The sequence below is a fragment of the Streptomyces sp. NPDC049040 genome (assembly GCF_043197715.1).
GTDB lineage: Bacteria > Actinomycetota > Actinomycetes > Streptomycetales > Streptomycetaceae > Actinacidiphila.
Map to the genome: position 1 here is coordinate 72,169 of NZ_JBICTO010000016.1, position 13,468 is coordinate 85,636.

Annotated in this window: 12 protein-coding genes; 6 read left to right on the forward strand and 6 right to left on the reverse strand. The window is 72.1% G+C overall.

The features are described 5' to 3' along the window. Positions 1-58 precede the first annotated feature (58 nt). The 3 genes from ACGFMP_RS29645 to ilvA form a co-directional block, all read right to left on the reverse strand. Complete coding sequence (locus ACGFMP_RS29645; RefSeq protein ID WP_393676114.1) at positions 59-916, reverse strand: ABC transporter permease; 858 nt, start codon at positions 914-916, stop codon at positions 59-61. Next, positions 913-1,938, reverse strand: coding sequence for an ATP-binding cassette domain-containing protein (locus tag ACGFMP_RS29650; RefSeq protein ID WP_393676115.1), 1,026 nt, complete (start codon positions 1,936-1,938; stop codon positions 913-915). The genes ACGFMP_RS29645 and ACGFMP_RS29650 overlap by 4 nt, the downstream gene beginning before the upstream one ends. 209 nt (positions 1,939-2,147) lie before the next feature. Then, on the reverse strand, positions 2,148-3,377 hold the full coding sequence (ilvA, locus tag ACGFMP_RS29655) for a threonine ammonia-lyase (protein ID WP_393676116.1): 1,230 nt from the start codon (positions 3,375-3,377) through the stop codon (positions 2,148-2,150). Positions 3,378-3,571: 194 nt separating this feature from the next. Between ilvA and ACGFMP_RS29660 the strand changes: the two genes are divergently transcribed. Genes ACGFMP_RS29660 through ACGFMP_RS29670 form a run of 3 tightly spaced genes read left to right on the forward strand, consistent with a single transcriptional unit; the run spans position 3,572 to position 5,050 of the window. Continuing rightward, a complete protein-coding gene (locus tag ACGFMP_RS29660; RefSeq protein ID WP_393676118.1) occupies positions 3,572-4,129 on the forward strand; it encodes a MarR family winged helix-turn-helix transcriptional regulator in 558 nt (185 codons plus the stop codon). A 32-nt stretch (positions 4,130-4,161) separates the two neighbouring features. Then, a complete protein-coding gene (locus ACGFMP_RS29665; RefSeq protein ID WP_393676120.1) occupies positions 4,162-4,722 on the forward strand; it encodes a sigma factor-like helix-turn-helix DNA-binding protein in 561 nt (186 codons plus the stop codon). Positions 4,723-4,747: 25 nt separating this feature from the next. Continuing rightward, positions 4,748-5,050, forward strand: coding sequence for a hypothetical protein (locus ACGFMP_RS29670; protein WP_393676121.1), 303 nt, complete (start codon positions 4,748-4,750; stop codon positions 5,048-5,050). Between the two features lie 12 nt (positions 5,051-5,062). Here the strand turns inward: ACGFMP_RS29670 and ACGFMP_RS29675 are convergent, their stop codons facing one another. Both ACGFMP_RS29675 and ACGFMP_RS29680 read right to left on the reverse strand, forming a co-directional pair. Further along, the gene (locus tag ACGFMP_RS29675) at positions 5,063-6,205 is read right to left on the reverse strand and encodes a cystathionine gamma-synthase (protein ID WP_393676123.1); all 1,143 of its coding nucleotides are present in this window, start codon (positions 6,203-6,205) and stop codon (positions 5,063-5,065) included. Positions 6,206-6,312: 107 nt separating this feature from the next. Beyond that, complete coding sequence (locus tag ACGFMP_RS29680; RefSeq protein ID WP_393676124.1) at positions 6,313-8,415, reverse strand: glycosyl hydrolase family 28-related protein; 2,103 nt, start codon at positions 8,413-8,415, stop codon at positions 6,313-6,315. 455 nt (positions 8,416-8,870) lie between these two features. Between ACGFMP_RS29680 and ACGFMP_RS29685 the strand changes: the two genes are divergently transcribed. Together ACGFMP_RS29685 and ACGFMP_RS29690 are read left to right on the forward strand one after the other, a co-directional pair. Beyond that, positions 8,871-9,758: a phosphatase PAP2 family protein gene (locus ACGFMP_RS29685; RefSeq protein ID WP_393676126.1), complete on the forward strand. Its 888-nt coding sequence runs from the start codon at positions 8,871-8,873 to the stop codon at positions 9,756-9,758. Positions 9,759-9,919: 161 nt separating this feature from the next. After that, positions 9,920-10,540: a hypothetical protein gene (locus ACGFMP_RS29690; protein WP_393676128.1), complete on the forward strand. Its 621-nt coding sequence runs from the start codon at positions 9,920-9,922 to the stop codon at positions 10,538-10,540. A gap of 100 nt (positions 10,541-10,640) precedes the next feature. Here the strand turns inward: ACGFMP_RS29690 and xylA are convergent, their stop codons facing one another. Then, a complete protein-coding gene (gene xylA / locus ACGFMP_RS29695) occupies positions 10,641-11,822 on the reverse strand; it encodes a xylose isomerase (protein WP_393676130.1) in 1,182 nt (393 codons plus the stop codon). Positions 11,823-11,924: 102 nt separating this feature from the next. Here xylA and xylB point away from each other — a divergent pair, with 102 nt between their 5' ends. Continuing rightward, the gene (gene xylB / locus ACGFMP_RS29700; protein WP_393676132.1) at positions 11,925-13,349 is read left to right on the forward strand and encodes a xylulokinase; all 1,425 of its coding nucleotides are present in this window, start codon (positions 11,925-11,927) and stop codon (positions 13,347-13,349) included. Positions 13,350-13,468 lie beyond the last annotated feature (119 nt).

Sequence of the window (13,468 nt, forward strand, 5' to 3'; positions counted from 1 at the left end):
GCGCTCGGCCGCCGTCACGCCTTGCGCTGGTGTGCCCTGCTCCGTTGTGCCCCGCGCCTCACGCCGTCGCCGAGCGGTACTTGCGGACCGCCAGGGTGCGGAAGACCACGATGATGAGCACCGACCAGACCAGCGAGGCCCACACCGGGTGCTGCATCGGCCAGGCGCCCGAGTGGACCACGCCGGGATTGCCGAAGAGCACCCGGCAGGCCTGGACGATGGCGCTGAACGGATTCCACTCGGCCACGTGCCGCAGCCACGGCGTCATGTTCTCCGGCGACACGAAGGCGTTGGACACGAAGGTCACGGGGAACAGCCAGATCAGTCCGCCGGAGGTGGCCGCCTCGGGGCTGCGCACCGACAGGCCGATCAGCGCGCCGATCCAGGAGAACGCGTAGCCCAGCAGGAGCAGCAGCGCGAAGGCGCCGAACATCCTCGGCAGCCCGTTGTGGATCCGCCAGCCGACCAGCAGGCCGACGCAGGCCAGCACCACCACGGTCAGCGCGGTCTGCACCAGGTCGGCCAGCGTGCGGCCGGTGAGCACCGCGCCGCGGGACATCGGCAGCGAGCGGAACCTGTCGATCAGGCCCTTGCTCATGTCGTCGGCGATCCCGGCGCCCGCGCCCGCGGTGGCGAAGGTGACGGTCTGCGCGAAGATGCCCGCCATCAGGAAGTTGCGGTAGTCGGAGGCGCTGAACGAGCCGCCGACGTTGACGGAGCCGCCGAAGACGTAGCTGAAGAGCACCACGAACATGATCGGCTGGATCAGCCCGAAGATCACGACCTCGGGGATGCGCATCATCCGGCGCAGGTTGCGCTTGGCGACGACCAGCGAGTCGTGCGCGGACTGGAGCAGGCCGCCGCGCGGGTGCGGCGCCAGGGTGAGCTGCGGCGGGGTGTCGGTCACGGCACTCACTTGACAGCCTCCTTGACGTCCTTGGCGGCCGATCCTGCCGCGTTGTCCTCGGCGTCCCCGCCGTCCTCGCCGTTCTCCTCCACCTCGGCCGCGTGGCCGGTGAGCGAGATGAAGACGTCGTCGAGGGTGGGGCGGCGCAGCCCGATGTCGTCGATCTCGATGCCGTCGGCGTCGAGGTCGCGGATCACCTCGGCGAGCAGCTTGGCGCCGCCGGTCACCGGGACGGTGATCTTGCGGGTGTGCTGCTCGATCTTGACCTCTCCCTTGCCGTGCGCGGCCATCGCGCGGGCCGCGTCGTCGATGCGGTCGCGCTCGTGCACGACGACCTCGACGCGCTCGCCGCCGGTCTGCGCCTTGAGCTGGTCCGAGGTGCCGCGGGCGATGACCTTGCCGTGGTCGATGACGCAGATGTCGTGCGCGAGGTGGTCGGCCTCCTCCAGGTACTGGGTGGTGAGCAGCAGCGTGGTGCCGCCCGCGACCAGTTCCTGGATGACCTCCCACAGTTGCTGCCGGTTGCGCGGGTCGAGTCCCGTGGTGGGCTCGTCCATGAACATCACCGGCGGGCTGACCACCAGGGCGGCCGCCAGGTCGAGCCGGCGGCGCATACCGCCGGAGTAGGTCTTGGAGATCCGGTTGGCGGCGTCGGTGAGGTTGAACCGCTCCAGCAGCTCGTCGGCGCGCCGCCGGGCGGCCTTGGGGCTGAGCTGGTAAAGCTCGCCGACCATCTGGATGTTCTCCCGGCCGGTGAGGAATTCGTCCACGGCCGCGAACTGCCCCGACAGGCCGATGTGCCTGCGGACCTCGTTGGGGTGCTTGAGTACGTCGATCCCCGCGACGGTGGCCCTGCCGCTGTCCGGCTGCAGCAGGGTGGTCAGGACGCGGACGGCAGTGGTCTTGCCCGCCCCGTTGGGCCCGAGCAAACCGAGGACCGTGCCCTCCGGCACGTCAAGGTCCACTCCCCCCAGTGCCCTGACATCACCGAAGGTCTTGACCAGACCTTCGGCATAGATGGCGCCCGGCATTTTTTCGCTCCCGTCCGTTGCTTCGCTGTGTGCTGTACGGCTGTACGACCGGTCGGACGGCCGAAACTCATCGGCCGATGATCCCCGGATGCCCGGCCGTGTGCGACCGGATTTCGGGGCACCCTCGCGATACACCGCGAGAATGCCAGACGCGATATATCGCGTCAACCCGAACCGTCGCACTCACGGCTCCGCCGCAGCCGCGCACGTCAGGCGATCACCACATAACCGGCGTCCACCAGCGCCGCACCGACCGCGGTGCAGTGCTCGGGACCCTTGGTCTCCAGGTGCAGTTCGACCTCCGCCTCGGTGAGCCCGAGCCGCGGGTCGGTCCGCACATGACTGACGTCCAGGACGTTAGCGTCCACCACTGACAACACGCCGAGAAGCGTGGCCAGCGCCCCCGGCCGGTCCGTCAGCCGCAGCCGCAGCGACAGGTAGCGGCCGGCCGCCGACATGCCGTGCCGCAGGGTGCGCTGCATCAGCAGCGGATCCACATTGCCGCCGGACAGCACCGCGACGACGGGGCCCTCGTACGCGTCCGGCGCGGCGAGCAGCGCCGCCACAGAACTCGCCCCGGCCGGCTCCACCACCAGCTTCGCCCGCTCCAGGCACAGCAGCAGGGCGGACGAGAGCTGGTCCTCCGACACCGTCACCACATCGTCGAGCAGGTCCTTTATCACCGCGAACGGCACGTCGCCGGGGCGGCCGACCATGATGCCGTCCGCCATCGTGGCCACCGAGTCCAGCGCGACGGGATGCCCGGCCGCAAGCGAGGGCGGATACGCGGCGGCACCCGCCGCCTGCACCCCCACCACCCGCACGTCGGGCCGCAGCGCCTTGACCGCGACCGCGATACCGGCCGCGAGCCCGCCGCCGCCGATGCCGACCAGGATGGTGCGCACCTCGGGGCACTGCTCGAGGATCTCCAGGCCCACGGTGCCCTGCCCGGCGATGATGTCCGGGTGGTCGAAGGGGTGGATGAGGACCGCGCCGGTCTGCTCGGCGTAGTCGATGGCCGCCCGCAGCGTGTCGTCGACGACCGCGCCCTGCAGCCGCACCTCGGCTCCGTAGTCGCGGGTCGCCGCCACCTTCGGCAGCGGCGCGCCGACCGGCATGAAGACCGTCGAGCGCACCCCGAGCAGCGCGGCGGCGAGCGCCACGCCCTGCGCGTGGTTGCCCGCGCTTGCCGCCACCACGCCCGCCGCGCGCTCCTCGGGGCTCAGCCCCGCGATCCGCACGTAGGCGCCGCGGATCTTGAAGGAGCCGGTGCGCTGCAGGTTCTCGCATTTGAGGTGCACAGGTGCCCCGACCAGCGACGACAGGTGCCTGCTGGTCTCCATCGCGGTCATCCTGGCCACACCGGAGAGCATCTTGTGGGCGCCGCGCACGTCGTCGAGGGTGACCGGGTGGGGCGCGGAGGATGCGGCTGTGTCCATATGCCCAGTCTCGCAGCCCCGCGCCGGCGCCACGCCCGGAGCAGGGGTGCACCGGTGGGATCGAGCGGCGGTCAGAACCCGGTTGCGGTTTGTGCGTGCAGGGTCACTCAGGCAGCCGGTCCGCGTACTCTTCTCCCAACTTCCCGCCGTCCGATCGCCCTTCACAGGACCGACAGAACGCGAGCTTCAAGGTCATGTCCAAACCGTCGGAGACCTCGTCCGAACTCCTCGAGCGCCTCCAGCACCAGGTGGCGCTCTTCGCCCGCCGCGCTGAGCAGACCCGGCTGGGCGGTGTGGGCAAGGCCCGCAACTCCATGGACCGCGCCGCATATCTGCTGCTCAACCGGCTCGACCGGGAGGGCCCGATGGGTGTCAAGGCACTCGCGGAGGCGATGGGCATCGACTCCTCGACCGTCACCAGGCAGGTGGCGCCGCTGGTCGACACCGGACTGGTCAAGCGCACCTCGCACCCCGACGACGGCCGTGCGGTCGTGCTGGCCGTCTCCCCGCGCGGCCGGGGCCGGCTCGACGAGGTACGGGACTCGCGCCGCCGGCTGATGGCCCAGGTCACCGACGGCTGGACGACCGGCGAACGGGAGGTCTTCACCGACCTCCTCGTACGGTTCAACACCGCGCTGGCCGACTGGCACACCGGCCTCGGCCGGGGCGACGACGACGCACCGGCAGCGACGGAGGGGGCAGCGCGTACCGGTGGTACGTACGAGTCGCAGGGGGACACGCAAGGGGCTTGACCCGGAACACCGAGTTGCCGTCCCATGGCCGCGTGGGCAAGCGCCGGGCGGCATCGGAGATCCGACGGGACGCCGAATTCGCGGCATTCAGTGCCGGGGCGGCGGGCCGACTGCTGCACACGGCGACCCTGCTCACCGGCGACCGGGAGCAGGCGGAGAGGCTGCTGACCGCGACCCTTGCCAGCACCTACGCCGACTGGCTGCGGATGCGCGCCGACGACCCCTACGACCAGGCGCGGGCGGAGCTGGTACGCCGCTTCGCCTACCGGCCGTGGTGGCGCCGCCCGCGCGGCGGGGTGCTGGCGCGGCTGACCCCGCAGGAGCGGCTGGTCGTCACGATGCGCTATTTCGAGGGTGTCGCGGAGGAGCAGACGGCCGCGCAGCTGGGGCTGCCCGCCGAGCGGGTCAGGGCGATCGGCGCCAGGGCCACCGCGGCCCTGCGCAGCCACCGCTACGACCCGGCAGGACCGCCGCCCGCCGACGGCCCGCCGCCACCGGGCGGCGGGCGGGGCGCAGCACCCGGCTCGGTCGCCGAGGCCAGGGACCGCGCGGACCGCTCCGCCCGGCGGGCCGCACAGGAGGTGGCGCCGTGAGCGCGGCCGCGAGCGGGGCGGCGACGTGAGCCGGCCGGCGCCGAACCGGCGGGACGACGAGGTGCGGCGGCTGCTCGACACCCCGCACCCGGTGGTCCCGGCCGGCCTGGTGGCCCTGGCGACCGAGCGGGGGCGGCGCACCGTGCGCCGCCGCCGTCTGCTGCGCCACGCGCTGTGGGTACTGCTGCTGGCCGCCGTGGCGGCCGGCATCGTCCTGGCGGTGCTCACCTGGCCGGACAGCGCCGCCCCCGCGGGCGACCCGGGCGACGGCACCTGGTGGTCACCGGTCGGCATGGGCCGGGTGGGCGCCCCGCTGCTGCCGAGCTGAGGCGCCCCGCCGTCAGCCGAGCGCCTGGGTCAGGTCGGCCAGCAGGTCGTCGACCGCCTCGATGCCGACGGACAGGCGTACCAGGTCGTCGGGCACTTCGAGGGCAGAGCCCGCCACCGACGCGTGCGTCATCCGGCCGGGGTGCTCGATCAGCGACTCGACGCCGCCGAGCGACTCGCCCAGCGTGAACAGCCGGGCGCGGTCGCAGACGGCGACCGCGGCCTCCTCGCCGCCCTCGACCCGGAAGGACACCATCCCGCCGAAGGACTTCATCTGCTTGGCCGCGACCTCGTGGCCCGGGTGCTCGGGGAGCCCCGGGTAGTAGACCTGGCGGACCCTGGGGTGCGCGACGAGCAGTTCGGCCACCCGGGCGGCGTTGGCGCTGTGCCGGTCCATCCGCACCGCGAGGGTCTTGACGCCGCGCATCACCAGCCAGGAGTCGAAGGGCCCGGCGACCGCGCCCATCGCGTTCTGGTGGTAGGCCAGTTCCTCGCCGAGCGCGGCGTCCGAGGTCACCAGGGCGCCGCCGACGACGTCGGAGTGCCCTCCCATGTACTTGGTCGTGGAGTGCACCACCACGTCCGCGCCCAGTGCCAGCGGCTGCTGGAGATAGGGGCTGGCGAAGGTGTTGTCGACCACCAGCCGCACCCCGGCCTGCCGGGCCACCCCGGCGAGCGCGGCGATGTCGGTGATGCCGAGCAGCGGGTTGGAGGGCGTCTCGACCCAGATCAGCCGGGTCTCGGGACGCACCGCGTCGCGTACCGCCTGCACGTCTGAGGTGTCGGCCACCGACCAGGTCACGCCCCAGCGCTCCACGACCTTCGCGAACAGCCGGAAGGTGCCGCCGTAGGCGTCGTTCGGGATCACCACGTGGTCGCCGGGGGTGAGCACGGTACGCAGCAGGCAGTCCTCGGCGGCCAGCCCCGAGGCGAAGGCCAGCCCGCGGCTGCCGCCTTCGAGCGCCGCCAGGTTCTGCTCGAGCGCGGTCCTGGTCGGGTTCGCCGACCTGCTGTACTCGTAGCCGCCGCGCAGGCCGCCGACACCGTCCTGCTTGTACGTCGACACCTGGTAGATCGGTGTGACGACGGCGCCGGTCGCTGCGTCCGCCGGCTGCCCCGCGTGGATGGCCAGGGTCTCGAAGTGCTGATCGCTCATGGCGCCGAGCGTAGTGCCACCGGTGCCCCTCCCCTGGCTGCGAATCCCCGGCCGGTCGCGGTGAGGCGGCCGGCCGGGGATCGGTGGGCGGGGTCAGGGACGGGTCGTCACCAGGCCGAGGGGGCCGGCGGCGGGACCACAGCGGGGCGGTCGTCGCAGGTGATCGTGTTGGGGAGTTCCCAGGGGGCCAGCCAGGGGCCGGTGGTGCCGCCGCCGTCGTTGCCGCCGAGGTCGGTGACCGTGAACTCCGAGCCGGTCGCGGGGAAGTTGAAGGAGCCGCAGTTGTTGATCCCGACGGCGCCCACATTGCGGGCGTCGACGTTCTGGAAGGTCGCGCCGCCCTTGACGCGGGCGCTCAGCACGGAGGTGCCGGTGCCGTCGACGCGGATGTCCTTGAAGTGGACGCCGGTGATCGAGTAGAGGTCCTTCACCGGGAAGTCGCTGACCAGCATGATCGCGTTGTAGGTGCTGTCGAGGAAGTGGTCGCCTGACACCTGGATGTCGGCGTCGATGTTCTTCTCCAGCGCGTAGAACCAGATCGCGCCGAGCCCGATGTTCCAGTTGAGCTCGTAGGTGCCGGCCCTGACGGTGGTGTTGTCGGTGATCGACAGCTTGCCGGTGAACGCCTCGGAGCCGAAGCGCGAGCCGACCTGGATGGCGCTGCCCTCGCGGATCGGGTCGGCGATCAGGTTGGCCGACACGGTGTTGTCGGTTCCGCCGTAGACGGCGATGCCGTTGGCCAGGACCGGGGTCTGCACGGTGTTGTGGTCGATGGTGTTGCCCGCGTCCTCGGTCTTCTCCGACCACATCGCGAGCGCGTCGTCGCCGGTGTTGCGCAGGAAGTTGCCGGAGATGGCCGAACGCGTCACGCCGGTGTGGAAGTTGATGCCGTCGGCGATCTGGTCCACGATCACGTTGTCCGTGATCCGCAGGTTGCTCATCGGCCCGTCGAACCACATGCCGACCTTGGTGTGCTGGATGTAGAGGCCGTCGATGGTGGAGTCGCTGAGCGAGCCGCCGATCCCGTTGACCTGGTCGGTGTCGATCCGCTCGCGTACGTCGCCCTGTATGGCGAAGCCGGACAGGTGGACGTCGGAACTCCCGCCCGCCGCCGCGTCCTTGCCGTAGAAGCCGACCCCGGTGTGCACCGAGCCTCCCCCGGGCCCTTCGGGCTGGGAGGTGCCCCCGGCCGCGGGCGTGGTCAAGTCCACCTGGTGGCCCTTGATGACCGTGTACCAGCTGCCCGCGCCTTCGATGGTGACGTGGTCCACCACGATGTGCCGGTTGACCTGGTAGGTGCCCGGCGGGATGTAGACCTTGAGGTGGGCGCGCTGCGCGAAGGCGATGGCCTTGTCGATCGCGCCGGCCGAGTCGCGGCGGCCGGTCGGGTCGGCGCCGAAGAGCAGCACGTTCGCGGCCAGCAGGTCGACCTTCGGCGGTGCGACCAGCTGCGAGTCGAGCAGGTCGACGGTGGTGGCCGCGGCGCCGGCGGGCACGCTCAGCCGTACGGTCTGGCCTGCCCGGTAGGTGCGGCCGAGCAGCAGCCGCTGCTCGTCGTAGAAGTGGTTGGGCCTGAAGGGCTTGGCGAAGACCGGCGCCGGGGTGGTGGCCTGCGGCACGCAGGCGCACTCGGTGACCCAGTAGTCGGGGTGCAGGATGTCGGCCGCGGGGTCGTTCGAGAACGGGTAGAGGTTGTAGAGCCAGGCGTACTGCGACGTCAGCGTCATGGTCTTCTTCGCGCCGCCGTCGACCGTGACGTTCAGCGGCGAGGTGCGGCCGCCGCCGCCCGCCGCGTCGGGGATGCTGTAGCGCACGTTGATCGCGTTGGCCGCGGCGGGCAGCGTGAAGTCGACGTACTGACCGGGCTGGAGGGTCACCGCGCTGCGGCCTGACGCCTCGGCGGGCAGCGTGTAGGCGTCGCGGCCAGGGCCGATGACGGTGCCGTCGGTGGTGGCGTTCTCGGCCTCCTGCTCGGCGAATCCGACGTCGGCGCCGCGCCCCGCGGTGAGCGACGGGGCGATCGCGGCGCGGGTCACCACCGCCTTGCCTGCGCTGCCGTGGGACGCGGCGCCGGTGCCGGCGAGCGCGGTGCCGCCGGTCAGCACGCCGAGCGCGGCGGCTGCCGCGGTCACGGAAGCGACCGTCACAGCGGCTCTTCGCCGCGGACCTCTTGACCATCTCGCCACAGCACCGGTGAAGCTCCGTGACATCGAGTGCTCGATTCTCTCGGGACAGGCTCAGGTGGGGGTCGCCCGGACGCCCGCTCCGCTCACGGTCTGACGGCTGAGCGGAAACGGGCGTCGGGGTGAGGTGACATTAGGGCGGCGACGTCCGGTTCCACAAGGGTCATGCGAGATGATTTCGTCTGTTTGGCGTCCAGCTACGCACAGTTGCAAGATTTTTGCAGCAACTGATACGTGCATTGCACACCGCGACCGCCGGGGCGGACGTCGGCCCTCCGGACGCCCGACCTCGCGACGCGTGTCTCATACGAGTGGGCCACGGCGCAACCTCACGGACATTTCGCTCAGGTTTTGCGAGGATGGCCGGGAGCAGTCGGACTGACGTCGGCTCTGCGGGGCAGGCGGTGCAGACGACGCTGCGCCCGGCGGGCGCCCGAGGAGTCGGTGGGATTGTGACGGAGGGGCAGGGCTGCGATATGGGGATGGGGAGCTGGTCGTCGTCGGTGGTCATCGCCAAGCGGCCCTTCCCCAGACCACAGGTCCCGCTGCCCGCCCGGCTGCCCCGGCTGCTGCCGGAGATCCTGCTGCTCATCGCGGTGAACGCGGTGTACAAATACGGCCGCAAGGTCGCCAACGGGCAGACGGACGACGCCTACCGGCACGCGGACAACATCTGGTCCTTCGAGCGCGCGGTGCACCTGCCGAGCGAACGCTCGGTGCAGCAGCTGATGCTGCACAGCGAGACGGTGATCCACACAGCCAACTACCTCTACGCCACGGTGCACTTCCCCGCCATGGTGATCTTCCTCGGCTGGATGTTCGTCAGGAAGCGCGCCCACTACCTGTGGATCAGGCGGGCCATCGTGATCCAGACGATGCTCGCGCTGCTCGGCCACCTCTTCTACCCGCTCGCCCCGCCGCGGATGCTGCACGGCGACGGGCTGATCGACACCGCGGCGGTCTACGGTCCCGCCGTCTACGGCAAACCCGACGGCGGCTCGATGGCCAACCAGTTCGCGGCGATGCCCTCGCTGCACGTCGGCTGGGCGCTGGCCATCGCGGTCGGCCTGATCGCCTCGCACCGCTCGCGCCTGCGCTGGCTGTGGCTGCTGCACCCGCTGATCACCATGCTGGTCGTGGTCGGCACCGCCAACCACTACTGGATGGACTGCATCGTCGGCTGCGCCCTGCTGGGCCTGGCGCTCGCGATCATCCCCGGCCCGGTCACGGAACCGCCTCCGCCGCTGCCGGGCCACGACCACTGGGCGTGGCCCTTCAAACGGGAGCCGGCGCGGGCCGGCCGCCTCGGCACCCTTCGGGAAACGGCCACCGGGTCCGCACGCACGGCCACCGGGCACAGCCGCAACTGACCGGGCCCGAGGGGACGATCCGGGGGTGTCCCCGGCCCCACTCGCCCCCGCTCGGCACGGGGTTCCGCCCCGGCTGCACCCGCCCCCGCGCAGCGCGGCGCCTCCGCGGCCGCCCGGTACACTCCGCTCCTGATCACGAGGGGATCGTGGAGGGGCGGGGCATGGGGAGTGGAATCGCCCGCCGGGCCGGCGGCGCCGCGGGGGCGGCAGCGCTGGTGTCGGCGCTGGCATCGGTACTCGCGGGATGCACGATCACGATCGGCGGCGGGGGCAGTCCCGCGCCCGCCGCGAAACCGACGGCCGCACCGTCCTGGCGGATCGTCCCGCCGTCGCACCCGCCGAGGGAGATCGGCCCGAAAGGCCTCGCGGGCCTCGACGTCGGCATGACGCTCGACCAGGCAGCGGCGACGGGCGAGTTCACCCGGCCCGCCACCAAGCCGTCCCTGTGCAACTCGGCCACCGGGCTCAACGGGATCACGGTCGGCTTCTCACCGAAGTACGGCGTCACCAAGCTGACCGCGGAGAACGTGCACACACCCGAGGGCATCACGGCGGGCTCGACCTTCGCCGAGGTCGTCCGGGCGTATCCGACCCCCTCGGAACCGGACTCGCCCTACCTGGACGACCTGCTGATGTTCGGTGACATCTGGGCCGCGGTGCCGGGGCGCCCGGACGCCGAGTACGTCTTCATGTTCGGCCGCCAGGGACTGACCCGGGCCACGGCAGGTCAGGCGAAGGTCATGTACATCCTGCTCAAGCTCCGCGCAGAACGTAACTGCTGACCGGCGGGCCCGCCCCCGAGCACGAGAGTGCGGGGAACCGCGCGGCCGGCCGCACATGCGGCGCGACCGCGGACCCGGTTCCCCGCACCCGGCGGGTGGCTCAGCGGGCGCCGAGAAGGTGCTCCATCGCCAGCTGGTCGAGGTGCTCGAACGCCATGCCGCGCGCGGCGGCGGCGTCGGCGTCGAAGTCCTCGTACGAGGCGCGGTCGGCCAGCAGGCCGGCCAGGCCCTCGCCCTCGGCGACGGTGGGCTGCGCGAGCTGGTCGAGGCGGGCGGCGACCAGCGCCTCCTGGACGGCCGGGTCGGCGCGGAAGGCGGCGGCGCGGTCCTTGAGGATCAGGTAGTTGCGCATGCAGCCGGCGGCCGAGGCCCACACGCCGTCGTAGTCCTCGGTCCGCGGCGGCTTGAAGTCGAAGTGCCGCGGGCCCTCGTAGCCCGCCGTCTCCAGCAGGTCCACCAGCCAGAACGCCGAGCGCAGGTCGCCGGCGCCGAAGCGCAGGTCCTGGTCGTACTTGATGCCGGTCTGGCCGTTGAGGTCGATGTGGAAGAGCTTCTTGTGCCACAGCGCCTGGGCGATGCCGTGCGGGAAGTTCAGTCCGGCCATCTGCTCGTGGCCGACCTCGGGGTTGACGCCGACGAGCTCGGGGCGCTCCAGGGTGTTGATGAACGCCAGCGCGTGGCCGACGGTCGGCAGCAGGATGTCGCCGCGCGGCTCGTTCGGCTTGGGCTCGATGGCGAACTTCAGGTCGTAGCCCTTCTCGGTGACGTAGTCGCCGAGCAGGTCGAAGGCCTCCTTGAAGCGGTCGAGCGCGACCCGGACGTCCTTGGCGGCACCGGACTCGGCGCCCTCGCGGCCGCCCCACGCGACATAGACCTTGGCGCCCAGCTCGGCGGCCAGGTCGATGTTGCGGATGGTCTTGCGCAGCGCGAAGCGGCGCACGTCGCGGTCGTTGGCCGTGAAGCCGCCGTCCTTGAAGACCGGGTGGGTGAAGAGGTTGGTGGTCGCCATCGGGACGGTCAGGCCCGTGGTGTCCAGCGCGGCGCGGAAGCGCTTGACGAGCGCGTCGCGCTCGGCGTCGGAGGACCCGAAGGGGATCAGGTCGTCGTCGTGGAACGTCACGCCGTACGCACCGAGCTCCGCGAGCTTGGTGACGGTCTCGACCGGGTCGAGCGGCGCGCGGGTCGCATCGCCGAAGGGGTCGCGACCCTGCCAGCCCACCGTCCACAGGCCGAAGGTGAACTTGTGCTCGGGACCCGGGGTGAGGTTCGTCTCGGAAGTCATTACGGCTCGCTCCTATTCGTCAGACTGTTGAACAAATTAGTATGCGAGGCCGATGATGGGAAGTGGCAGCTCGCTACGGGCTCAGGAAGGGACAGGAATCACATGGGGTCGGACAGCGCATCGCACGGATCGGTCGTCCTCGGGGTCGACAGTTCCACGCAGTCCACGAAGGTGCTTGCCGTGGACGTGGAGACCGGCGCCGTCCTGGCCTCGGGCCAGGCGCGGCACACGGTCAGCACCGGTGCGGGGCGGGAGACCGATCCCGAGGTCTGGTGGTCGGCGCTCCAGTCGGCGCTCGGCCAACTCGGCGAATGGGCCGGCCGCGCCGAGGCCGTCTCGGTCGGCGGGCAGCAGCACGGGCTCGTGGTGCTCGACGCGGAGGGCCGGGCGCTGCGGCCCGCGCTGCTCTGGAACGACGTGAGGTCGGCGCCGCAGGCCGCCGCCCTCGTCGACAAATACGGCGCCGGGCACTGGGCCCAGCGCTTCGGCTCGGTGCCGGGAGCCAGCTTCACCGTCTCCAAGTGGGCGTGGCTGGCCGAGCACGAGCCGGCCGCCGCCGCGGCGGCCCGAGCGGTGCGGCTGCCGCACGACTTCCTGACCGAGCGGCTGTCGGGCGCCGCCGTCACCGACCGCGGCGACGTGTCGGGCACCGGCTGGTGGCGGTCGGACACCGAGCGCTACGACGAGGGGCTGCTCGCCGAGATAGGGCTGGCACCCGAGCTGCTCCCCACCGTGCTCGGCCCCGGCGAGCAGGCCGGCACCGTACGCGACGGGCTGCCGCTGCGGGCCGGCGCGCTGGTCGCCGCGGGCACCGGTGACAACGCCGCCGCCGCGCTGGGCCTCGGCCTCACGCCCGGCAGGGCCGCGCTCAGCCTCGGCACGTCGGGCACCGTCTACGCGGTGTCGCGGCAGCGGCCGACCGACGCCAGTGGCGTGGTGGCCGGTTTCGCCGCCGCCGACGGCGGCTGGCTGCCGCTCGCCTGCACCCTGAACTGCACGCTCGCCGTCGACAAGGTGGCCGCGCTGCTCGGCCGCGAGAGGGAGGACGTCGAAGCCGGCGGCTCGGTCGCCTTCCTGCCCTTCCTCGACGGCGAGCGCACGCCGAACCTGCCGTACGCGTCCGGTCTGCTGACCGGGCTGCGCCACGACACGACAGCGGGCCAGGTGCTCCAGGGCGCCTACGACGGTGCCGTGTACGCACTGCTCGGCGCGCTCGACCAGGTGCTCGCCGTGGACGGCGGGGCCCCCTCGGACGAGCCGCTGCTCGTCATCGGCGGCGGCTCGCGCGGCACCGCCTGGCTGGAGACGGTACGCAGGCTCTCCGGGCGCGCGGTCCAGGTGCCCGAGGCCGGCGAGCTGGTCGCCCTGGGCGCCGCGGTACAGGCCGCGGCCGCGCTCACGGGTGAGGCGGCGACCTCCATCGCCGCACGCTGGTCCACGAGTGCGGGCCGGGTCCACCCGGCCCTTCCGCTCGACGACGCCGCACTCTCCCGCCTGGCCGCGGCGATGCCCCTGGCTTCCGCGTAGGCGCACACCCCCTGAGCGTGGCCCGGCCCCGGGGCCACGCTTCCGGAGGGGCGGGCCCGCGGCGGAGGCAGACTTCAAGGGGCGCGGGACCCTCCGCCGAGGGGTCGGCTCCAGGGCGG